Source organism: Shewanella sp. KT0246 (genome assembly GCF_019654955.1).
Classification (GTDB): domain Bacteria; phylum Pseudomonadota; class Gammaproteobacteria; order Enterobacterales; family Shewanellaceae; genus Shewanella; species Shewanella goraebulensis.
The window spans coordinates 147,126-169,405 of the sequence record NZ_BPEV01000004.1 but is presented as its reverse complement, the minus strand read 5'-3'; the positions used below and the strand labels follow the sequence as shown (position 1 = coordinate 169,405).

The following is a 22,280-nucleotide window of genomic DNA, read 5'->3' as shown; positions in this document are numbered from 1 at the left end:
ATAGGCAGGGTGTGTAAGCGTTGTGAGGCGTTGAGCTAACCTGTACTAATGACTCGTGAGGCTTAACCATACAACCCAGATGAGTTTTTATCTGAGTTGATGGTAACTAGATTTATTACTTACTGTTAAAGGTAAGACTTAGTGAAGAATTTAAAGCGCTTAATAAAGTAAGGTCATAAAATGCTCCTGCATTTATGACATCAAGTACATCCATGTACTTGAAACTCAAAGAAACAGCTTTCCGAATTTAGTTAATTGCGATAAGCGATTAACACCGAATTTGCTTGGTGACAATAGCATTGTGGTACCACCTGATCCCATCCCGAACTCAGTAGTGAAACGCAATAGCGCCGATGATAGTGTGGGGTCTCCCCATGTGAAAGTAGGTCATTGCCAAGCGCCTAATTTCTCTTTTTAAGAGAGCAGATAGCCCGTTACTCACGTAACGGGCTTTTTTGTGTCTGTCATTTAAGATATACATCTTCAGAAACGAAGCTAAAGCTCAAGTTTAGACACATCAACAGCTGATAGTGTGATTGATATGCCCATGTAAAAGTAGGTCATTACCAAGCGCTTAATTTCTCTTTTAAGAGAATCGAGAAAGCCCTGACTTAACAGTCAGGGCTTTCTTCGTTTATAGCGAGTAAGAATTAGTGCAGCGAAAGACAGTGTGATTGATATGCCCATGCAAAAGTAGGTCATAGCCTAGCGCCTAATTTCTCTTTTTAAGAGAGCAGATAGCCCGTTACTCACGTAACGGGCTTTTTTGTGCTTGAAATTTGAGGGGCTGGAGTGCCAGATTAGATAATTAGCAATGATTTACTAGCCGATATTGCCATGTTTTCTAACAAGGTTAAATAAGCAGTCCATTTCAAGTGTTTTGGAGAGTAGCTAGCTGGTTACTCACGTAAGGAGCTTTTTTGTGTCTGAATTTGAGAGGCAGGAATGCCAGAGAAGAAAATTAGCGAAGATTAAGTAGCCGATAAGGCTATGTGTTCCTAAATGGAAAAATATGTAGGCCATTGCTAAATGCCTAATTATGTTTATTCAGTTGTCATTAGTTTCTACGCCCAAGTTTTCTTCGATCTATGTTTTCTACTTTTAAAGTATCCACAAAGTGCCTTAATTCTTTAGTTACTAAATTTAAATATTATATTCTCGTTGATGTTTAACATAGGTCAGCTATCTTGTTAGGCAATTCATTAACTTTTATTAGTTGAGCTAGATTTAAAGTCAGTACTTTAGGGACAAAAATGAAATTAGAAATGATTTGCACTGGTGAAGAAGTTTTATCTGGCCAGATTATTGATACTAACGCAGCTTGGGTTGCTAACACTATGATGGAGTTGGGTATTGAAACCCAACATCGCATTACAGTAGGTGATCGTTTAGAAGACCTGAAAAACGCTTTCATTGACCGAAGTCATCATGCTGATGTTATTATCGTAAATGGAGGTTTAGGGCCGACAAGTGACGATATGTCGGCTGAAGCCATGGCGATGGCCAAAGGCGAACAGTTAGTAGAAAACGTGGAGTGGCGAGAAAAATTAGTAGACTGGTTCGCTCGTAACAACAGACCGATGGCTAAGAGTAATTTAAAGCAAGCATGGTTGCCTGAGTCAGCAGTAATGGTCGATAATCCTGTGGGGACAGCTTGTGGCTTCAGAGTAAAGCTAAATAATGCTTGGTTGTTCTTTACGCCAGGTGTGCCATTTGAGTTAAAGCACATGATTAAAGAACAATTTATTCCGTTTATTAAAGATGAATTTGATCTTAGTGAAAATACCTCATTGAAAAAATTACTCACTATTGGTCATGGTGAGTCTACGCTGGCGGATAGTTTGTCTGAGCTAGCGCTGCCAGATGGCATTACCTTAGGTTATCGTTCATCGATGCCGCACATTGAAATAAAGATCTTTGCCCGTGGTGATAAAGCGATTAGTAGACTCGTTAACGTCACCAAAAAAGTAAAATCAATATTAGGTATAGCAGTGGTTGCTGAAGATAGACCTACTCTAGCATCTGAAATTCATCATCGGTTGTATCAATCTGGCTTTAGTTTGAGTGTCGCAGAATCCTGTACAGGTGGTTTGATAACAAGTCAGTTGATTGATTTTTCTGGAAGTTCATCTTATTTACATCACGGCTTAGTGACTTACAGTAATGAATCAAAAGTTAAAGTATTAGGCGTCAACCCACAAATCCTCGATGACTACGGTGCAGTGTCAATCGCAACTGTTGAATCCATGGCTAGAGGGGCAAGAGAGATCTTAGACAGCGATTTTGCACTTTCGACAAGTGGGATAGCGGGACCAGATGGCGGGAGTGACGAAAAGCCTGTTGGTACCGTTGCCATTGCACTAGCAACCAAGCACGCTGTTTATAGCCAAATGGTGAAATTGCCGAGTAGGTCGCGACAGCTAGTGCGAACGATTAGTGCTGCAATAGCTTATGACATGTTACGCCGTGCTTTGCTCGGTGAAGCGGTGATAGTGGATTATCCTTCTATATCACGATTTGCCAAGTAGTTCGTTCATCTAACTAGCTTGATGCAAATAAGCTAGTTAGATTAATTCTGTACTTTTAAAAGCTAACAGTAGTAACTACATCATATAAATCTATTTGATGCTGATTCATCCCGTTGATGTCTTCATTTTCAGGTGCTTTTAGTAAGCTAATTTTGTTACTAACTTGCACCACTTCGAGTAGGGTTGGTTCTTCTGGTGGCATCAAAGTCGACATGACTGTGTTTCTTACAGGGATATTTTTCAATTTTATATGTTGAAATATATCGCCTTTTTTAACCCCATGCATCGTTCCGATATTGATAGTAATAAATTCATCATCACGATTTATGACAGTCGCTTTAGTGGCTTCACAACTCAATGTTTGGTTGATGTCTTGTGATACTTTAAACAATGTATCGACAATAGCTTGACCATATTCACTACGCCAAAATAGGCTATTAGACATATCTACTTTGGTAAAAGAGTCAAAACTCCAGCCACCTTCTCCGTGGTATTCATCTTCAAGTAAAATACTGTCGCTGATCCTATCGTACATAAATACTTTAATGGTGAAGTTTCGTTTTGGGTAGATAGTATTTTTTAGCAAGCTGGATGTGATTTCATTGTATAGGCCGATATCGCGTATATAGCCGAAGACTAAATATTGGCTTTGAAATTGGCTGTTTAATCCATGAGAAATACCTTGAACTGATTTCAAATTAATACTGTCAAAACTAGAAACAGGTTTAAATACCATTTGCGGTATTAACTCTTCTACAAAAACACTAGGCTGATTGATGAGTTCATCTTTGAACCTTGAAGCTACATGAAAAGGTAGTGAAGAAATATCACCCGGTGTGGCTTGTTCTGGGTTAAGTAATGGGAACTGGGCAATAATGAGCTGTTTGGAATATGCATCTTTAATGCAGTTTGATTTTGAATGAAGGTTTACTTTGAGATTGACCGTTAATTTACCTGCTGTAATAGTTTCATTGAGAATGATAATTTCACTGATTTGTTGTTTTGAAATAACATTACTCTTACTACTTGTAAGAATTCCGTCTCTTACCGTATTTTCGATACTGATATAACTGCTGGCTTGAAGTGACGCATTTTCTATTGCTAGTTCTACGGCTTGCTTGCGTATTTTGTTGTAGTCATCGCCATTATATGTAATTGATGCTTGTCCGACATACCATTGTGCGAATGATGCAGTAGGTATACAGAGCATCATGATAGCAAAGAAGGTTCTCATCATTTATTAACCAAATACGTTTAGCAGTTTCGAGATTAATGAGGGATCTTGATTGTCTTGTTGCTCGCCTTTGCCACTGACTTCGATGACGGTATTGCCAACCATGCTTGAATCTATCGAATGATCAGATGCGATATCTGTAACCCTAATCTCTCCAGAAAAGCGGACATATTCGTCGCCTTTATTCAATTTTAACCATTTTTCGCCCGCAACGATTAAGTTTCCGTTCGGCAGTTTTTCTCTTACTGCAACAGTGATCGTGCCGGAAAGAGAGTTGTTATGATTACTTGCAGAGGAACTATCAAAGTTTTTGTCTTGAGAGTAGTCAGCGCTCAAATTGCTGTCGTCAATGTTGATGTTACCGGCAGTGATGTTAGGGGATAGTTCAAAGTTATTAGAGCTATCTCGTTTGTAGCTAACAGATTTTTTAGACGTCATTTCTTCATTTAGTCTAATTAAAATCATATCTCCAATATCGTATCGATTATTATTTTGATAAATATTATAAACGTTATCGGGGTTAAAGATTGAACCCGTTACCAACTGCGCTTGCTGAATGTTATTGTTTCTAACTGGTCGATACTGCGGATCTCCCTTCATCACTTCGTCAGACGGTTCTGTCACATTCACTGAGGTATTTTCTTTAGTCGGAACTTTAATCTCAGCTACTTCAGTTGTAGTACAGGCTGACATACTGAATAAAATGAATACTGCTAACGGGGTTGTTAATTTCATTTCTTAACTGTGTTGATGGTTTTGCAAATTCTAACTTCAACTTAATACTTAGATCTATACTCTGCACAGTATCTTCATTATCTTTACCCATTTTTACGTTATTAATGGTTATTTGTTACTAACTATTGCTATATATTGTTTTGGTAAGGTGTGAGTGGTGTTTAATGATTTGCAAGATAATGATAATAAATTATTAATGTATTATTCTTATTTTTATATCGGTTTTGTTTTGGTTTTTAAATATGGAATAAATCTTAATGTTTGTCAATTTTATGGATTAATATATTATAGTGGTAAGATCATTGGTTGTATTTAATTATTTTATACAGTGGTGATAATTAGAATATAATATATTTAATTGGGATTTGGTTTAATTATAATATGAGTCAACAAGAATCACTTTCTGTGCTAACAAGTGCAGCTGAGCTCATCAATACGAGTTCATCGGTTCAGTCCCAGTTAAGTGGAGAGTCAGAAAACTTTGCCGATATACTCACAGGTGTTTCTGCTGCAAGTGATGTTGCCAATGTTGCGCTGAATGCAAGCGCTATCAGTGATGTCTTTTCGGTTGATGACATGCAAGAGAAGATACTTGCGGAAGTGGGTTTAGATAACCCTGACATCCTTTCACTTAGCATGAATACCAGTATGATTTCTGAGTTGCAACAAGGCTTGTTATCATCGCTACAGACAAGCATGATAAAAAGTTCACTCAACACAGTGGCTAATATCGCAGCTGACGGTATTCAGGTTTCTGGTGATGATACTTTAGGATCAGTAAGCTCTCTAACAAGCTCTGATGATGTTGAGGATTCTAGTCTTGTAGATGATATTTATTCGTACTCTTTCGGTGAAGATGGTTTTAATCAACAGGATATTATAGATTCAGTTAATATTTTAAACCACACACCAATTTTATCTTATATTTATCAAGAAACAACAAATACTGAAATAAGTCCTGCTGCAACTTTAGCCGGAAGTGTTCTTTACTCTGATTATGTTGGTGCTGGTTCTACTGCTATTAAATTAATTATGGATTACTTTACAGAAAAAAACTCAGACGGTATTGCTGCTGGAGTTAGTTCATTTTTGTCTGATGATAATAATTCCGAGAGTGATATAGCTGAGACAATTGGAAATAGTTAATTCTGTAACTATTTAATTAGCGTTTTATCATAAATTATCACTGTAAATATTTTAATGACTATTTTTATATTAAAATGAAATATTCAGTCTGGTTACTTAAATGAAAAAATTAATATTTATTTTGGGCCTGTTAATAAGTGGTTGTGCCACTTTAGGAAGTGAATCTGAAAAATACCAACCTAGTGATTTTCCAGTACTGAATGCTGTGGGTTACGCGCCTATTGAAAAGCAACCCGCAGAGTTACGCTCAGAGCAAATTTTAATGGCAATGGAAGCGTCAAAAATTTTGGCCTATAGAGAGTTAGCTGAACAAGTCTATGGCTTACAGCTTAATTCGCAAACAGCAATACAAGGACACTCTCTGAATAATATAGCCACGAAGATCAAAGTTTCTGGTGTGATCAAAGGGGCCAAAGTCGTTAAGACTTATCCAATAGATGGTTTTTATGTCACCGAATTGGAGCTAGATTTTAAGCTAGTGCGAGATTTGTACATGCAGTCAGAAAACCCAGTGCATAGTAGTACCTTGGTGGTTGAGCCAGTAAAAAACTTTTAATGTGAGCTTTGACATTTTAGATTACTGATAAAAAATAAGCGCCTTAAGGCGCTTATTTTGCTTGAGGCGATACGATATTAAAACTTAATCACTATTTTGCCTTTTTGAACTTCAATTGCTTTTGTCATCGATGCCATTAATGCTTGGTTCGAGTCATTAGTATCGAGCACGTATACAGGTTGTGATTCTAAAAACGTTCGCAAAAACATCATCAATTGTGGGGTGATGGGTTTCAGCATTTGTTCAATATCCGCAGGTTCTGATTTAACGCTCACCAAGTCCAACTTCTTCAAAAAGATGCTTTTGGTTTCAACGTCATACCAAGGCTCTGCTTCAAAAGTGGTTTCCATGTCAGCAGAAATAGACTTAAATGGATTTTTAACCGCCATTTTTGTCAATGCTGTGACTGAAATGGTATTTGGCTTGTTACCTAACTCCACTTCCATATCATTGAGTTTCAACTGTAGACCAAATATTTGATTGCCTTGAGACACTTCATAGTGCATCTCATTATTCAGATAATCCTCTACTTCTGATTCAGTGATGCTGTACTGACTGGCGCAACCAGTCAGAAACAGCATTAAGCAAAGTAAACTCGTTTTGAATAATGTCATTATCCTGTGTTTCTCATTCCTGCAGCAACACCAGCAATGGTTAGCATTAATGCTAACTCAACCTGTTTAGAAGCTTGTTCTTCATTACGGGTACGTGCCAATAGCTCTGCTTGTAAGAAGTTCAATGGGTCGATATATGGGTTACGAAGCTTAACTGACTCTCTATTCCAAGGAGTATGAGACATTAACTCTTCTGACTCCGTTAAAGATAGAACCGCTTCAGTGCCTAATTGTAGACTTGCGCGGAGCTTTTTACCTAAATGGTGCAAGTTTTCTGGCACTAGAGTACTTTCATAGTATCGAGCAAGATTAGGCTCAGCCTTCATATAAACCATTTCAAGCATCGAAATGCGAGTTTCAAAGAATGGCCATTGTTGCTCCATTTCTTTCAATAGACTCGCTTCGCCACGCTCATTAGCAGCTTTTAGCGCTTCACCAGAACCTAACCAAGCAGGAAGCATTAAACGGTTTTGTGACCATGCAAAGATCCATGGAATCGCACGGAGGCTTTCGATACCGCCATCAACGCGTCTTTTAGCTGGTCGACTACCTAGTGGTAATTTACCCAGTTCAACTTCTGGTGTCGCGGCTCTAAAGTAAGCAACAAAGTCAGGCTCTTCACGAACAATACCTCGATAGGCTTTAACTGAGTCATCAGCAATCCGCTGCATGCATTCACGCCATTCTTGTTTTGGTTCTGGAGGCGGCAATAAGGTCGCTTCCATTACTGCTGAGGTGTATAGCGCTAAACTTTGTACAGCTACTTTTGGTAAACCGAATTTGAAGCGGATCATCTCACCTTGTTCAGTCACCCTAATACGACCGTCTACTGACCCCGGAGGTTGTGACAAAATCGCTTTATGTGCAGGCCCGCCGCCACGGCCAATAGAACCACCACGGCCGTGGAATAGCATTAATTTAACGTCTGCTTTCTTGCACACGGCAACCAGTTGTTCTTGTGCGTGGTATTGGGCCCAAGCAGCAGCCATTACACCGGCATCTTTAGCTGAATCTGAATAACCAATCATCACTTCTTGCATACCTTTGGTGTAACCACGGTACCAATCAATGTTGAGGAGTTGAGTCATGCAATCTGCTGCAGTATTTAAATCACTTAATGTTTCAAATAATGGCACCACACGCATTGGGTGCTGACAACCTGTCTCTTTTAATAACAGTAAAACGGCTAGTACGTCAGATGGTTTACTTGCCATTGAAATTACGTAAGAACCAAGCGCTGTAGCTGGTTGTGTTGCTACAAGCTGACAAGTCTTGATGACTTCAAGTACATCAGCTGATGGCTGCCAATCCGCAGGGATTAATGGTCGGCGGCTGGTTAGCTCTCTTAACAAGAAGGCTTGTTTCTCATTTTCGTCCCAGTGATCGTAATCTCCCATACCTAAATAGCGTGTGAGTTCAGCTATGACATCGCTATGACGCTCTGCATCTTGGCGTATATCTAAACGCAGCATATGAATGCCGAAACAGGCTAAGCGGCGTAACATATCTAATAACAGGCCATTGGCAATTAAACGCATACCTGATTCAGATAAACTGCGGTACAGCAACTCAAGTGGCTGTTTTAAGTCATTTAGCTCCCATACTAAATCGCTGTGATTGACATCTACTTGATGACCTTCAAGGCGGGCATTGAGATAATCAATGGTGTTACGTAGTTTGTGACGTAAGTGTCTGAGGATATCGCGGTAAGGCTCTTTGCTGTTTGGCACAAGTGCCATTAATTCAGCATTGGCATCTTCCATAGACAATTCATTTACTAGCGATACCACATCTTTAAGGTATAGACGTGCTGCTGCATGCCGATTACGGAGTAATACTTCTTCGGTGACGACTGAGGTGACAAATGGGTTGCCATCTCTATCGCCGCCCATCCAGCTTGAAAATCTTACTGGGCAAACGTCAGCAGGAATTTGCTGGCCTGTTTTCGCTTCTACATGGTCGTTTAATTGTCTTAAGAAATCTGGCACGGCTTGCCACAAAGAGGCTTCAATAGTGCTTAATCCCCAGCGCGCTTCATCTACCGGTGTTGGGCGTTCGTTACGGATTTCGTTGGTATGCCATATCTGAGCAATAAGCTGGCGCAGTCTAAGGTGAGATTGATTACGTTCGCGATCAGTTAATTGCTGATTTTCTTGCTCAGTTAAACAGTCGACTACCGCTGAATACTTTTGGATTAAGGTACGGCGTGAAATTTCTGTTGGGTGCGCTGTGAGTACTAAATCAATATCGAGCGTTTTTAAACAATTAATCACGTCTTGTTCATTGGCGTTGCTATTCAGCATTCGTCCCAATAGCTGTTCGACAGGATCGGGTACGCATACAAGCTCATCGCAGTTACGACTGATGGTATGAAACTGCTCTGCAATATTGGCTAAATTCAAGAATTGGTTAAAAGCTTTTGCAAAAGGGACTAATTCTTCGTCAGGTAATGAATTTAGTAAAGTGAGCATTTGCTGTCGTGAGTCAGCATCACCTTTACGAGACTCCTTAGCAAGAATACGAATTTGTTCTACTTTTTCAAGAAAGGCTTCGCCAAGATGATCACGCATGGTGTCACCTAAAACTTGTCCTAAGCTACTCACATTAGAACGCAAAGAAGCGTACATGTCGGCGGTTTGCTCTGCCATAATTACTCCATAATTTTAACTTAAGTAGCCGTTATTATTTTTGACTAGTGCTAGCACAATAGCTAGCTGTAAGGGTATTGGTCAATGGCTTATTTTATTAATTTAAGTACATAATCAATTAACGCTTTTATCATTGATATTTATCACAACTATTTAATACAAGCTTGATAAATAAGCTTTTTCATTAACTCTACTGTAGGAGTTAAATACTCTAAGCCAATATATTCATCCGGTTGATGAGCTTGATTAATACTACCGGGTCCCATGACGAGAGTTTGGCATCCTAATTTTTTGATATAAGGCGCTTCGGTGGCATAGTTAACCACCTCAGGTTGAGTTTTTGAGATTTCTGCAACCAACTCAGTCCAATAGCTATCGACTTTACCAGCAAAAGACTCGGAGCCTGGATATAAAGTCGATATTTCAATACTGCCAGGGTATTGCTTGTTAATTTCTGCTAGGTAGTTAATTACCATCAATTCTAAATCTGCTAGTTCCATTCCAGGTAAAGGTCGAATATCCAAGTGTAAATCGCAACATCCGCAGATGCGATTTGCTGCATCACCACCATGTATATGACCAAAGTTCATCGTCGGGTGAGGGACACTAAAGGCATCTTCACGGTAGTTTTCACTTAAATCTTGTTTAAGTTTCATTAACTGACCGACAACTTGGTGCATGATTTCGATGGCATTGAGCCCGCGAGCAGGATCAGATGAATGACCGCTGCGGCCAATGACTCTTATGCTTTGAGCTAAATGACCTTTATGCATATATACCGGTTTTAAGCTGGTAGGCTCACCAATAATAGCGTAGTCCGGTGCAATGCTTTTGGCATCGGCAAATGCTTTTGCACCGTTCATGGTGGTTTCTTCATCGGCGCTAGCAAAGATATGCAGCGGACGCTTTAACTCATGCAAAGGTATTGTTTTAAGCGCTTCCATTATTAACGCAAAAAAACCTTTCATGTCACAGGTGCCTAAGCCGTACCAACGGTTATCTTTTTCGGTTAGCTCAAAAGGGCTTTGGCTCCAGCGACCTTCATCAAAAGGGACGGTATCAGTATGTCCCGCAAGTAAAAGGCCACCTTTACCTGAGCCAATTGTTGCGACTAGATTTTGTTTACCACGGCTGTCGGCCACGGTATGAACTGTGCATTCAAAACCCATCTCTGAAAACCAAGATTGCAGAAGTTCAATAACTGCATGGTTACTCATATCTTGTTCTGCTTCTAATGCACTGATAGATGGCAATGCAATCAGCTGTTTAAAAGCATTTTTTAGTTCTGGTAATGAATTCATAGGAACCTTTTATAATCTATTGCAATAAATATGTATTCATTATTATTGCATAAGTAATAATTTGTGTTAGTCTAGCAAACAGCTTAGGTAATCACCATAACTTGATAATGATTTAAGAATATAGATATGTATTTAATTGCGATTCAACTCACTGTAACAGATCCCAAGGTAAACTATCTTCGACGATAGTTTTATTCTCGAGCCCCCTGCTCACGTATCGATTTATCTTCAACAGTTTACTTAATTAAAGACGACAAAATAATGAAAAATATCGCAATAATTGGTGCTAGTGGTTATACCGGCGCACAAATCACCGCTCTTATTGATGCAGAAGCATCACTGTCTATACAAGGCTTGTATGTGTCTGAGAACAGTCTTGATAAAGGTCGTTTACTAGCTGATTTGTACCCAACATATCAACATATCCAAATTCCTTTATCGCCTTTATCTGCTGTGGCTAAACAAGATATCGTCGAGCAAGCTGATGCCGTGGTACTTGCCACTGAGCATTCTGTCAGCTTAGAGCTTGCAGCATTCTTTTATCAACAGGGTTTAGCTGTTTTTGATTTAAGTGGTGCGTATCGTTTTGCTGATGTTGAGCAGTACCCTAAATGGTACGGTTTTGAGCATACTCAAGCAGAAGTGCTTGCCGATGCCGTATACGGTCTAGCTGAGTGGAATCACCAGCAAATTGCCCAAAGTAAAATGATTGCTGTGCCAGGTTGTTACCCAACGGCATCTTTAACGGCACTTAAACCTTTAAAATCAATGCTAACTGACGCTTATCCAGTCATTAATGCGGTAAGTGGCGTGACAGGTGCAGGCAGAAAGGCACAGCTGCATACTAGTTTTTGTGAAGTGAGCTTAACGCCATATGGTGTTTTAGGTCATAGACATCAACCTGAAATAGCCACTCACTTAGGGCAAGAAGTTATTTTTACGCCGCATTTAGGTAACTTTAAGCGTGGAATTTTAGCCACCATTACAGTGCAATTAGCTAAAGGCACTACTGAAGCTGATGTGGCTGCCGCATATCAAGTGTATGACGATTGCCCATTAGTTAGCGTTAAGCATAACCAATTCCCTAAAGTGGACGATGTGGTTAATACGCCAAACTGCATATTAGGTTGGAAATACGACCCTCAAAGTAACTATTTAGTGGTTGCCAGCGCAATTGATAATTTAATGAAAGGTGCTGCAAGCCAAGGCTTACAGTGCATTAAAATTCACTTTGGTCTTTAACAGGAAAATATACTATGTCAGATAATAAGCCTGTTATTGTGCTTAAAGTGGGTGGCGCATTACTTCAGTCAACTTCTGGAATGGCTGAGCTAATGTCAGTGGTTGCTAAGATGATGTCTCAAGGGCAGAAAGTCATTTTTGTTCATGGTGGTGGATGTTTGGTTGACGAGCAACTTGCTGCCAATGGTAAAGAAACCATCAAGCTGGACGGTTTACGGGTTACGCCTGCAGATCAAATCCCCATTGTTGTAGGTGCTTTAGCGGGAACCTCTAACAAATTATTGCAAGCTGCAGCTATCGAAGCTGGTATTGTCACGGTTGGAATGAGTTTAGCCGATGGTAATACGGTTGACGCATCGATTAAAAATGAAAACTTAGGTCTAGTAGGTGAAGTCACCCCGAAAGATTCAAGTTATTTGAATTATTTATTATCGCAGGGTTGGTTGCCTATTTGCAGTTCAATTGCTGTGTCGCCTCAAGGCGATATGTTGAACGTTAATGCAGATCAAGCTGCGACGGCGTTAGCTAAATTAGTTAACGGTCAGCTGGTTTTATTATCTGATGTGCCGGGTGTATTAGATGGCAATGGCGAGTTAATTGCGCAATTAAATCAACAACAAATTTCAGATTTAGTTCAGCAAGGCGTGATAGAAAAAGGTATGAAAGTTAAAGTAGAAGCGGCATTAGAAGTTGCTCAATGGATGGGTAAACCAGTGCAAGTTGCATCTTGGAAACAGCCTCAACAATTAATTGCCTTAGCGAACGGACAATCCGTTGGCACTCAAATTCAGCCATAGGAGTTAAATACTAATGGAACATTTATTATCAATTAAAGATTTATCGCAAACTGAGCTATTGGATTTACTGGCATTAGCGAAAAAGATTAAAGCCAACCCAGCAGATTATAACCAAGCATTAGCAGGCAAAAGTGTCGTGATGTTATTTGAAAAGCCTTCGCTGCGAACCCGCGTTAGCTTTGATATTGGTATTAATAAATTAGGCGGTCATGCGGTTTATTTAGATCAACAAAATGGTGCATTAGGCAAACGTGAGCCGGTTTCAGACTTTGCGACGAACATTTCTTGTTGGGCTGATGCCATTGTAGCAAGAACATTCTCGCACACCACTATTGCAGGTTTAGCGGAGCATGCTTCTGTTCCTGTCATTAATGCACTATGTAATTTATATCATCCTTGCCAAGGTTTAGCTGACTTTCTGACGCTATCTGAAAAGTTTGATGATGTGAGTAAGGTAAAATTAGCCTATCTAGGTGACGGCAATAACGTTACTCATTCTTTGATGTATGGCGCAGCAATTCTTGGTGCCACTATGACAGTGGTTTGCCCTCCGGGGCATTTCCCTGATGGACAAGTGGTGTGTGAAGTTCAAGCATTAGCTGCTCAATATGGCGGGGAACTTATTTTAACGTCTGACGTTAATGAAATGGGTCCACAAGATGCAATTTATACCGATACTTGGATTTCGATGGGTGACACCACTTCCATGGAAGAAATTGAAGCAAAGTTTAAACCATACCAAGTGAATATCGAACTGATGACAAAAGTGGGTGCTAACTTCTTTATGCATTGTTTACCTGCATACAGGGAAGTTGAGGCGACTGCTGAAGTGGTGGATGGTGAGGGCTCACTCATTCTGCAACAAGCAGAAAACAGAATGCATGCACAAAATGCAGTACTGGTTACCCTGTTAGGTTAAAAAAACAACATATTTCGTTGGCTGGCTTATGTCATTTGAGCGAGTCAGCATTACACAGTTTACGTTAGGAAGAATTAAAGATGTCTATTGAAAAACAAGCAATCATTAAGAAAGTTGTATTAGCTTATTCAGGTGGTTTAGATACTTCAGCTATTATCCCTTGGTTGAAAGAGACGTATGATAATTGTGAAATTATCGCTTTCTGTGCCGATGTGGGCCAAGGTGATGCAGAGCTTGAAGGTTTACATGAAAAAGCAATCGAATCTGGTGCTTCTGAATGTTATATCGTTGACTTAAAAGAAGAGCTGGTGGCTGATTACATCTATCCAACGATTGCAACGGGTGCGATTTACGAAGGAACTTATTTACTAGGTACTTCAATGGCGCGTCCAATTATTGCTAAAGCACAAGTTGAAGTTGCACGTAAAGTTGGTGCTGACGCTGTATGTCACGGTTGTACTGGTAAAGGTAACGACCAAGTACGTTTTGAAGGCTGTTTTGCAGCCCTAGCACCAGATTTAAAAGTGATTGCGCCTTGGCGTGAGTGGTCAATGGTTAGCCGTGAAGACCTATTAGATTACCTTGCTGAAAGAAACATTGAGACAACAGCATCAGCGACTAAGATCTATAGCCGTGATGCGAATGCATGGCATATATCTCATGAAGGTGGTGAGTTAGAAGACCCTTGGAACGAGCCTAGCAAAGAAGTGTGGACCATGACGGTGGCACCTGAAGATGCGCCGAATACGCCAGAATACGTTGCGTTAAATATTGCGAATGGTCGTGTGACACATGTTGATGGTGTGGCTTTATCACCTTATCAAGCTTTGATGCAATTAAATGATTTAGCTGCTGCTCATGGCGTAGGTCGTATCGATATTACTGAAAACCGTTTAGTGGGTATGAAGTCTCGTGGTTGTTATGAAACCCCTGGTGGCACGGTAATGTTTGCAGGTCTTCGTGCAATTGAAGAATTAGTATTGGATAAAACAAGCCGTGAATGGCGTGAGCAAGTTGGCGCTCAAATGGCTCACTTAGTTTATGACGGTCGTTGGTTTACACCTCTTTGTAATTCATTAATTGCCGCTTCAGAAGCGCTGGCTGAATTAGTGAATGGCGAAGTGGTTGTTAAGCTGTATAAAGGCCAAGCAAGTGTGGTTAAGAAGCGTTCACCAAACAGCTTATATTCAGAAGAATTTGCCACCTTTGGTGATGATGATGTTTACGACCAAAAAGATGCAGAAGGCTTTATCCGTCTTTATTCTTTATCAAGCCGTATCAGAGCACTTAACAGCAAATAAGCTCAGCTGTTAATAAAATATTTAAACGGGGCTTACATCTAGATTCAGATATAAGCCCCGTTTTTCATATTTAGACATCATTTTACTATTATTGCTTTAGCAACATTGATTTAAGAATTGAACAAGAGGGTATCGACATGGCTTTATGGGGCGGAAGATTCAGTCAAGAAAGTAGCGCATTATTCAAATTATTTAATGACTCATTGCCAGTAGATTACCGGTTAATTGAAGAAGATATTGTAGGTTCAATTGCTTGGGCAACCGCAATTACTTCAGTGGGTATTCTGACCCAACAAGAGTGTGAACAATTACATGGCGCATTAAACGAATTATTAGCTGAAGTGGCTGATAAACCAGAAGCCATTATCGCTTCAGGCGCGGAAGATATTCACAGCTTTGTGGAGCAGTCATTAATCGCTAAAGTTGGTGACTTGGGTAAGAAGCTTCATACAGGACGTTCGCGTAATGACCAAGTGGCAACAGATTTAAAATTGTGGTGCAGAAAAGAAGGTGAGCAATCACTTGCGCTACTCAAAAAGCTCAGAGGCGCTTTAATCGATCTCGCTGCACGTGAAATTGATGCTGTTATGCCAGGTTACACTCATTTACAAAGGGCGCAGCCAGTATTATTTGGCCATTGGTGTTTAGCGTATGTAGAGATGTTCGAGCGTGATATTAGTCGTTTAGAAGATGCACTTAAACGTGCAGATACTTGTCCTTTAGGTTCTGGCGCATTAGCAGGAACAGCTTATCCGATGGACAGACATGAAATTGCTAAATCTTTAGGTTTTGCAGCGCCAACATTGAATAGCCTTGACACTGTATCAGACCGTGACCATGTGATTGAATTATGTAGCGATGCTTCTATCAGCATGATGCATTTAAGCCGTATGGCTGAAGATTTAATCTTCTTTAACAGCGGTGAAGCAGGTTTTATTGATTTAGATGATGAAGTGACCTCGGGCTCTTCACTCATGCCACAAAAGAAAAACCCTGATGCGCTAGAGCTTATTAGAGGTAAAACTGGCCGTGTTTATGGCAGCTTAATGGGTATTTTAACCACCATGAAAGCATTACCTTTAGCTTATAACAAAGACATGCAAGAAGATAAAGAAGGCTTATTCGATGTCATGGATAGCTGGGCTATTTGTCTTGAGATGGCTGCACTTGTGTTGACTGGTTTACAAGTTAATCGTGAAAGAACCTTAGCAGCTGCACAGCAAGGTTATGCTAACTCAACTGAGTTGGCTGATTATCTAGTAGCAAAAGGAATGCCTTTTAGAGAAGCGCATCATGTGGTGGGCGAGGTTGTAGTTGCGGCGATTGCCAAGCAAACACCTTTAGAGGAATTGCTGATTTCTGAATTACAACAGTTCAGCCCGATTATTAGTGATGATGTTTATGACTGTTTGACCATTGATTCGTGTTTAGAAAAGCGTGAAGCCTTAGGTGGCACATCGCTTATTCAAGTTAAACAGGCGCTCGCTGCCAAACAAGCTAAGTAGTGTGTGGGTTTATTTTTAAAGTACTCTCTTGCAATCAATATTCGATATTAAAACAATCTGGCTTCTAATCTCGTACCTAGACTTTTAGAATAGAATGTTAAAAAGCCCTAAGTGAAGTTCACTTAGGGCTTTTTATTATGTGGTGTTTTAGTTTCTATCGAAAAATTAAACGCTATTGAAACAAATCATCCGTTGGGTTCTCGATGAAAATGTCGTCGTCAATCACTTCATCTGTTGCGTATTCTCTTGGTTCTGTACCTTCAACAAAATACTCAAAAGAAGTCGTATGATCGGTTTTACGGGTTAACAACCCGGTTGCTAAATCAATGCGAGCCGAGATAATCCCTTTAGGTGGAATAGTCGTCTTTTCCTCAGTGCCTTTTAATGCCTGATTCATAAAGTCGTTCCAGCCTGGTCCTGCTGTTTTTGCTCCCGCTTCGGCACCTGATATTTGGTTTTCAGGCCCATCAGCTACCCAACTTGTTCGTCCAAGCCTACGGCTATGATCGTCAAAACCTACCCAAAAGGTCGATGTTAAAGTTGGATTAAAACCACTAAACCAAGTATCGCGAGATTCATTGGTTGTACCGGTTTTACCTGCAATATCACGGCGTTTAATTAATCTTGATGCACGCCAAGCAGTACCATTCCAGCCAGTGCCTTTACTCCAGTCTCCACCACCCCAAATTACACTTTTTAACGCTTCAGTGATTAAAAATGCAGTTTGTTCTGTAATGATTCTAGGTGCGTAACGGCTGTTTTCATCTCCGCATTGCGTTAGCGCATTTTCTGTATTTGCAATGTCGAAGTTCGCTTTATCTTGAGCTTGTTGGGAGCGAGAAAACTCAGCTGCCATGGCGGCAAAAGGATCATTTTCTTTAGTTGTAGCTTCACTGATTACTTCTGTAGGCTCTTCAGGAGTACAAGCAAGCATTGGGTTGGCTTCTTCGATAACATTATCAAATGAATCAGTGACTTGTTTAATGAAATACGGTTCGACTAAATAGCCGCCATTAGTAAATACATTAAATGCCGTTACTACTTGTAGCGGCGTAACCGAAGGCGAGCCAAGTGCTACAGATTCATTGCGAGGCAGATCTTTTGGATCAAAGCCAAATTCAACTAATTTGGCTATCGTATTATCTAAGCCGATATGTCTCATGGCTCGAACAGACATAACATTGACTGATTGCGCTAAACCAACACGTAAACGGGTAGGGCCACCATAAATATCAGGTGAATTCTTTGGGCGCCATGCTGTGCCTTGCCGGGTGTCAGGCTTATTAATCGGCGCATTATTGATTAATGTCGCGAGGTTGTAATCTTTTTCAAGCGCAGCAGAATATATGAACGGTTTAATATTCGAACCTAACTGACGTTTGGCTTGGGTGACACGGTTATATTGGCTTTGGGTAAAACTAAAGCCACCAACCAAGGTTTTAATTGCACCATCGCTTGGCTCTAAAGATACAGTAGCACTAGATACTTGAGGAATTTGAGATAGTTGCCAATATTCGCCATTATTTCTAATCCAAATTTTTTGGCCAACAGCTAAAATATCCTCAGCTTTTTTTGGTGGCTTTCCTTGACGTCTATCTGTGATAAATTCCCGCGCCCACTTTAACCCATTCCACTCGAGTAAGATCTCTTCGCCTCTGGCGTTCAACACAGTTGCTTGCTGTTCTTCTACTGCAATAACAGCTGCAGGCATGATGCCTTGCACTGGTGAAGTACTTTTAAGGTTACTAATGATGTCGCTGGTGGCCATTGGCTCAGTATTGGTCGCTGAAGGATCTGCAGACCATAACTCCGAGATAGGTCCTCGATAACCATGGCGCTGGTCATAAGAAAATACGTTATTTCGTAACGCACTTTGAGCCTTCAATTGTAAGTCAGACGATATGGTGGTGTAGACATTATAGCCATTGGTGTAGGCGTCTTCTTCGCCATATTGGTTTACCATGTACTCGCGTGCCATTTCAGAAATATAAGGTGCATATAAATCTATTTCGGCGCCATGATACTTGGCAGTAATAGGCGCATTGATGGCTTCTTGGTATTGTGCCTCTGTAATGTTGCGTTTTTCTAACATTCGACTTAACACCCAATTACGGCGGTTTTTAGCGCGCTGGGGGTTTCGAATGGGGTTGGCTGCAGAAGGCGCTTGAGGTAAACCCGCAATCATTGCCATTTCAGGTAATGAAAGTTGCTCTAACTCTTTACCATAATAAACTTGAGCAGCAGCTCCAACGCCGTAAGCTCGATTACCCAGAAAAGAGCGATTTAAATAAAGTGTCAGAATTTCTTCTTTGGAAAGCGCTTTTTCAATTTTTAAGGCTAAGAAAATTTCTTTGGTTTTACGAATATAGGTTTTTTCACGAGAAAGAAAAAATCCACGGGCGACCTGCTGAGTGATAGTACTCGCACCTTGGCTTTTCTTACCTGTCGTTACCAAAATAACTGCGGCACGAACAATCCCGATAGGATCAATACCTTTGTGTTCAAAAAAACGGGCATCTTCGGTATCTAAAACCGCATTAATTAATTGCTCAGGCACATCTTGATATTCAATTGGTATTCTTCTTTTTTCACCAAACTGAGAAATAAGTAGTCCATCGCTACTATAAATTCTTAACGGCGTCTGTAATTTTACTGTTTTAAGAGTATTTACATCCGGTAATTCGGGTAAAAGATAATAATAAGCTGCGACAATTGTGCCGACGCCTAATAAAGTTAAGCTAAATATAGCTATAAGTATTCGTTTTATCCACTTCACCGAATTATTCCAAAAATCATAAATATGCCCGCTAGTATATAAGGGGGAAGGTTTTTGGTGAAGTAAAAACATGAAAACATAAAAAAACAAGTTGTAAAATTTAGAAACATTTTATACAAATACTTATAACGAGTTGATTTTGTGCTAATCTATTTTAAAATATAAAAAATAAATGCGATGACGGAATATGCTTTCTAAATTTTGGAAGCGTCAAGCTCCGCAAATGGTTGGAATCGATATCGGTTCTCATGAAATTAAAGCCATTTTGCTTAGCAAGACCGCTGATGGATATAAAATTCAAAACTATATATCTGCACCTATACGAAAAGGTGCAGTTGTCGATCATGAAATTCGTGATTCAGAAGCTGTGATTGAATCATTAAGACATATTAGACGTGGACTGCCAAAAGGAATTAAGTCTGCTGCTGTTGCAGTCTCAGGTTCTGCTGTAATGACCAAAGTGATTTACATGGATGCTTCGTTAAATGAAGAAGAAATGGAAGCACAGATTGAGATTGAAGCAGATAACCTTATCCCATATTCACTCGACGAAGTGAGTATCGACTTTGAAACCCTGAATGCCAACACAACTGACCCCACCAAAGTTGATGTGCTTTTAAGTGCTTGTCGTACCGATAATATTGATACTCGAATGGATTCACTAGATGCAATTGAGCTTGATACCAAGGTTGTTGATGTTGAAGCTTACGCTTTGGGACGTTCGTCTGAACTAATTCTTGCGCAATTGCCTGAAGGAGCAAATGAGAAATCAGTGGTACTGGTAGATATCGGAGCCAATATGACCACATTTGCCGTGGTTGAAAACGGTGAGACAACATTCATTCGTGAACAAGCATTCGGTGGGGAATTATTCACTCAATCTATTTTGTCGTTTTATGGCATGCAATATGATGAAGCTGAAAATGCCAAAATAACGGGTGAACTACCTCGTAATTATATGTTTGAGGTGTTATCGCCTTTTCAAACTCAATTATTGCAGCAGATAAAACGTACACTTCAAATTTATTGTACCGCCAGTGGTAAAGATAAAGTTGATTATATTGTGCTATGTGGTGGAACGGCAAAACTTGAAGGCATGACGGCATTATTAACGAATGAATTAGGCGTACATTCAATTGTTGCTGACCCATTTCAAGGTTGTTTACATGCCGATGACGATATTAAAAACCAGCTAGAACCAAGTATTAGTAAATATATGGTTGCATGTGGTTTAGCGCTTAGGAGTTACGCTCAATGGCGAACATAAATTTACTTCCGTGGCGTGAAGAAGCTAGGGAAAAACAAAAAAGAGATTACATTGGTATATTAGCATTAGTTTTTTTAGTTACCTGTTTAGTTGTATTTCTTACATTAAGTTTTATTGAAGTTCTCACTGATGATCAGCGTCAACGTAATTCGTATTTGCAAACTGAAATATCTTTATTAGATGCTCAAATTGCGGAAATAAGAAAAATTACGGCAAGAAAGAAAGATATTGAAAGACGGACTAAGATTATTTTAAACCTTCAGCAATCTCGTAATTTGCCGACACATGTTTTGGATGAGTTAGTGAGAATAGTTCCACCAGGAATTTACCTCTCTAGCATAGAGAAGAAAGGTAGCTTGCTTTGGATTGAAGGTAGAAGTGAATCAAATAATAACGTTGCAAACATGATGAGGAAAGTCAAAACATCGCAATACTTGAATGATCCGAGTATGCAATCAATTATTAGCCAAAATGAAAACTTAAGACAATTACAGAAATTCAGACTACGAGTGAGTATCTTTGATGACACTCTACCAATGGATGCAACTGAAGGAGGTCGAAAATGAATCTCGACTTAGAGCAGTTTAATGATATTGATTTTGATAACATTGGTGGTTGGCCTACGTTAGTCAAAGTAGTCTTTGCTGTTTTTCTTTCGCTGACAGTCATGGGGGCAAGTTACTATTTATTTGTTTCAGATGCGTTAGATGTGCTGGACAAAGAAGAAAGAAAAGAAATTACTTTAAGAGATGATTTTCAAAATAAATATCGCTTAGCTGCAAATTTGAAGTTGTACCGTGAGCAACTGGTCGTAATGGAAGCTCAATTTGCGGAATTACTGAAAATGCTGCCTTCTGAAAACGAAATGCCAGGATTGCTAGACGATACAACTTTTGTCGCTACAGATGCAGGCTTGCGAATTAATAGCTTGGATTGGGATACCGAAATTGAACGTGATTTCTATTTAGAGTTTCCAATTAAAATGGCTGTCGTAGGCGACTATCATCAGTTAGGCAATATGGTCAGCGGCGTAGCAAAATTGCCACGTATTGTTAGTTTGCATGATTTTGTTATCAAGCGAGATGATAGTGGCAGTTTATCGATGGACATTCTTGCGAAAACCTATCGATTTAAAGAAGGCGCTAAGCTACCAGCAGAACAAAATAAGGGGAAGAAATAATGAAATTCTTACCTTTATTATTGTTACTGTTATTAACTGGCTGTATTGGTGATCGCAGTGATTTAGAGTTGTTCGTTACAACGACTAAAGCACAGCATATTGCTCGTATTCCTCCGTTAAAAGAAACACCTAAGTTTGAACACTTTGCCTATCAAGCAGAGTTGATGCGCAGTCCTTTTGTACCACCTTCTCGTGAGTTGACAGAGGAAGTGGTGGATACCAGCAGAAATTGTTTACAGCCTGATTTAAAACGTCGAAAAGGACGTTTAGAAACGTATGCAATAGACAATTTGAGAATGCGCGGAACGTTAAGTGAAGATGGCACGACTTGGGCTTTAGTTGAGTCATCGGATTCGAATGTATATCGCTTAGGGGTCGGTGAGTATCTCGGACTTTACCATGGAAAAATAGGTAAGGTTACACCGCAATATATTGAAATTATAGAATTAATTCCTGATGGTTCTGGTTGCTGGGCTGAAAGAGCAAGTAACTTAGAACTAACAGGCAAATAATGCGAAGGATGAGGGAATA

At 39.8% G+C, this 22,280-nt stretch carries 18 protein-coding genes and 1 rRNA gene; 13 read left to right on the top strand and 6 right to left on the bottom strand.

What is annotated here, in order from left to right; all coding sequences use genetic code 11:
• The first annotated feature begins 283 nt into the window (after positions 1–283).
• Both rrf and K5Q58_RS03500 read left to right on the top strand, forming a co-directional pair.
• Positions 284–399 (top strand): 5S ribosomal RNA (gene rrf, locus K5Q58_RS03505).
• A gap of 854 nt (positions 400–1,253) precedes the next feature.
• Positions 1,254–2,528, top strand: coding sequence for a CinA family nicotinamide mononucleotide deamidase-related protein (locus tag K5Q58_RS03500; protein WP_220752484.1), 1,275 nt, complete (start codon positions 1,254–1,256; stop codon positions 2,526–2,528).
• A 55-nt stretch (positions 2,529–2,583) separates the two neighbouring features.
• On the opposite strand, the gene K5Q58_RS03495 is transcribed toward K5Q58_RS03500, so the two are convergent.
• Complete coding sequence (locus K5Q58_RS03495) at positions 2,584–3,765, bottom strand: flagellar assembly protein T N-terminal domain-containing protein (protein ID WP_220752483.1); 1,182 nt, start codon at positions 3,763–3,765, stop codon at positions 2,584–2,586.
• A 3-nt stretch (positions 3,766–3,768) separates the two neighbouring features.
• Entirely contained in the window at positions 3,769–4,497 is a 729-nt protein-coding gene (locus K5Q58_RS03490) for a flagellar basal body L-ring protein FlgH (RefSeq protein ID WP_220752482.1), read from the bottom strand.
• 381 nt (positions 4,498–4,878) lie between these two features.
• Between K5Q58_RS03490 and K5Q58_RS03485 the strand changes: the two genes are divergently transcribed.
• Both K5Q58_RS03485 and K5Q58_RS03480 read left to right on the top strand, forming a co-directional pair.
• Positions 4,879–5,643, top strand: coding sequence for a hypothetical protein (locus tag K5Q58_RS03485; protein WP_220752481.1), 765 nt, complete (start codon positions 4,879–4,881; stop codon positions 5,641–5,643).
• Between the two features lie 100 nt (positions 5,644–5,743).
• Entirely contained in the window at positions 5,744–6,199 is a 456-nt protein-coding gene (locus tag K5Q58_RS03480) for an LPP20 family lipoprotein (RefSeq protein WP_220752480.1), read from the top strand.
• Between the two features lie 77 nt (positions 6,200–6,276).
• Here K5Q58_RS03480 and K5Q58_RS03475 read toward each other — a convergent pair whose 3' ends face one another.
• From K5Q58_RS03475 to argE, 3 genes are all read right to left on the bottom strand, one after another.
• Positions 6,277–6,813, bottom strand: a complete 537-nt coding sequence (locus K5Q58_RS03475) for a DUF1439 domain-containing protein (RefSeq protein WP_220752479.1) — start codon at positions 6,811–6,813, stop codon at positions 6,277–6,279.
• Positions 6,813–9,461 carry a phosphoenolpyruvate carboxylase gene (ppc, locus tag K5Q58_RS03470; protein ID WP_220752478.1) on the bottom strand — a complete coding sequence of 883 codons (2,649 nt, stop codon included), beginning with the start codon at positions 9,459–9,461 and terminating at the stop codon, positions 6,813–6,815. Before ppc ends, K5Q58_RS03475 begins: the two co-directional genes overlap by 1 nt.
• Before the next feature lie 149 nt (positions 9,462–9,610).
• On the bottom strand, positions 9,611–10,762 hold the full coding sequence (gene argE, locus K5Q58_RS03465; RefSeq protein WP_220752477.1) for an acetylornithine deacetylase: 1,152 nt from the start codon (positions 10,760–10,762) through the stop codon (positions 9,611–9,613).
• 261 nt (positions 10,763–11,023) lie between these two features.
• Here argE and argC point away from each other — a divergent pair, with 261 nt between their 5' ends.
• The 5 genes from argC (at position 11,024) to argH (ending at position 16,526) form a co-directional block, all read left to right on the top strand.
• Positions 11,024–12,004: an N-acetyl-gamma-glutamyl-phosphate reductase gene (gene argC / locus K5Q58_RS03460; protein ID WP_220752476.1), complete on the top strand. Its 981-nt coding sequence runs from the start codon at positions 11,024–11,026 to the stop codon at positions 12,002–12,004.
• A gap of 14 nt (positions 12,005–12,018) precedes the next feature.
• The gene (gene argB / locus K5Q58_RS03455; RefSeq protein WP_220752475.1) at positions 12,019–12,801 is read left to right on the top strand and encodes an acetylglutamate kinase; all 783 of its coding nucleotides are present in this window, start codon (positions 12,019–12,021) and stop codon (positions 12,799–12,801) included.
• 13 nt (positions 12,802–12,814) lie between these two features.
• Positions 12,815–13,720, top strand: a complete 906-nt coding sequence (locus K5Q58_RS03450; RefSeq protein WP_220752474.1) for an ornithine carbamoyltransferase — start codon at positions 12,815–12,817, stop codon at positions 13,718–13,720.
• An 80-nt stretch (positions 13,721–13,800) separates the two neighbouring features.
• The gene (locus K5Q58_RS03445; RefSeq protein WP_220752473.1) at positions 13,801–15,021 is read left to right on the top strand and encodes an argininosuccinate synthase; all 1,221 of its coding nucleotides are present in this window, start codon (positions 13,801–13,803) and stop codon (positions 15,019–15,021) included.
• 137 nt (positions 15,022–15,158) lie between these two features.
• Positions 15,159–16,526 (top strand): argininosuccinate lyase, encoded by a 1,368-nt coding sequence (gene argH, locus K5Q58_RS03440; RefSeq protein WP_220752472.1) that lies wholly within the window; start codon positions 15,159–15,161, stop codon positions 16,524–16,526.
• A 172-nt stretch (positions 16,527–16,698) separates the two neighbouring features.
• Here the strand turns inward: argH and K5Q58_RS03435 are convergent, their stop codons facing one another.
• Positions 16,699–19,302 (bottom strand): penicillin-binding protein 1A, encoded by a 2,604-nt coding sequence (locus K5Q58_RS03435; RefSeq protein WP_220752471.1) that lies wholly within the window; start codon positions 19,300–19,302, stop codon positions 16,699–16,701.
• A 187-nt stretch (positions 19,303–19,489) separates the two neighbouring features.
• Between K5Q58_RS03435 and K5Q58_RS03430 the strand changes: the two genes are divergently transcribed.
• Genes K5Q58_RS03430 through K5Q58_RS03415 form a run of 4 tightly spaced genes read left to right on the top strand, consistent with a single transcriptional unit; the run spans position 19,490 to position 22,261 of the window.
• Positions 19,490–20,569: a pilus assembly protein PilM gene (locus K5Q58_RS03430; protein WP_220752470.1), complete on the top strand. Its 1,080-nt coding sequence runs from the start codon at positions 19,490–19,492 to the stop codon at positions 20,567–20,569.
• Complete coding sequence (locus K5Q58_RS03425; protein ID WP_220752469.1) at positions 20,557–21,135, top strand: PilN domain-containing protein; 579 nt, start codon at positions 20,557–20,559, stop codon at positions 21,133–21,135. Before K5Q58_RS03430 ends, K5Q58_RS03425 begins: the two co-directional genes overlap by 13 nt.
• A complete protein-coding gene (locus K5Q58_RS03420; RefSeq protein WP_220752468.1) occupies positions 21,132–21,749 on the top strand; it encodes a type 4a pilus biogenesis protein PilO in 618 nt (205 codons plus the stop codon). The genes K5Q58_RS03425 and K5Q58_RS03420 overlap by 4 nt, the downstream gene beginning before the upstream one ends.
• Positions 21,749–22,261 (top strand): pilus assembly protein PilP, encoded by a 513-nt coding sequence (locus K5Q58_RS03415; RefSeq protein ID WP_220752467.1) that lies wholly within the window; start codon positions 21,749–21,751, stop codon positions 22,259–22,261. Before K5Q58_RS03420 ends, K5Q58_RS03415 begins: the two co-directional genes overlap by 1 nt.
• Positions 22,262–22,280 lie beyond the last annotated feature (19 nt).

Bases quoted from the DNA above. Each gene is read 5' to 3' on its own strand.
- K5Q58_RS03485 (WP_220752481.1), top strand. From the start codon at position 4,879: ATGAGTCAACAAGAATCACTTTCTGTGCTAACAAGTGCAGCTGAGCTC.
- argH (WP_220752472.1), top strand. From the start codon at position 15,159: ATGGCTTTATGGGGCGGAAGATTCAGTCAAGAAAGTAGCGCATTATTC.
- argC (WP_220752476.1), top strand. From the start codon at position 11,024: ATGAAAAATATCGCAATAATTGGTGCTAGTGGTTATACCGGCGCACAA.
- K5Q58_RS03450 (WP_220752474.1), top strand. From the start codon at position 12,815: ATGGAACATTTATTATCAATTAAAGATTTATCGCAAACTGAGCTATTG.
- K5Q58_RS03495 (WP_220752483.1), bottom strand. From the start codon at position 3,765: ATGATGAGAACCTTCTTTGCTATCATGATGCTCTGTATACCTACTGCA.
- K5Q58_RS03475 (WP_220752479.1), bottom strand. From the start codon at position 6,813: ATGACATTATTCAAAACGAGTTTACTTTGCTTAATGCTGTTTCTGACT.
- K5Q58_RS03445 (WP_220752473.1), top strand. From the start codon at position 13,801: ATGTCTATTGAAAAACAAGCAATCATTAAGAAAGTTGTATTAGCTTAT.
- K5Q58_RS03415 (WP_220752467.1), top strand. From the start codon at position 21,749: ATGAAATTCTTACCTTTATTATTGTTACTGTTATTAACTGGCTGTATT.
- argB (WP_220752475.1), top strand. From the start codon at position 12,019: ATGTCAGATAATAAGCCTGTTATTGTGCTTAAAGTGGGTGGCGCATTA.
- K5Q58_RS03490 (WP_220752482.1), bottom strand. From the start codon at position 4,497: ATGAAATTAACAACCCCGTTAGCAGTATTCATTTTATTCAGTATGTCA.
- K5Q58_RS03420 (WP_220752468.1), top strand. From the start codon at position 21,132: ATGAATCTCGACTTAGAGCAGTTTAATGATATTGATTTTGATAACATT.
- K5Q58_RS03425 (WP_220752469.1), top strand. From the start codon at position 20,557: ATGGCGAACATAAATTTACTTCCGTGGCGTGAAGAAGCTAGGGAAAAA.
- K5Q58_RS03500 (WP_220752484.1), top strand. From the start codon at position 1,254: ATGAAATTAGAAATGATTTGCACTGGTGAAGAAGTTTTATCTGGCCAG.
- argE (WP_220752477.1), bottom strand. From the start codon at position 10,762: ATGAATTCATTACCAGAACTAAAAAATGCTTTTAAACAGCTGATTGCA.
- K5Q58_RS03430 (WP_220752470.1), top strand. From the start codon at position 19,490: ATGCTTTCTAAATTTTGGAAGCGTCAAGCTCCGCAAATGGTTGGAATC.
- ppc (WP_220752478.1), bottom strand. From the start codon at position 9,461: ATGGCAGAGCAAACCGCCGACATGTACGCTTCTTTGCGTTCTAATGTG.
- K5Q58_RS03480 (WP_220752480.1), top strand. From the start codon at position 5,744: ATGAAAAAATTAATATTTATTTTGGGCCTGTTAATAAGTGGTTGTGCC.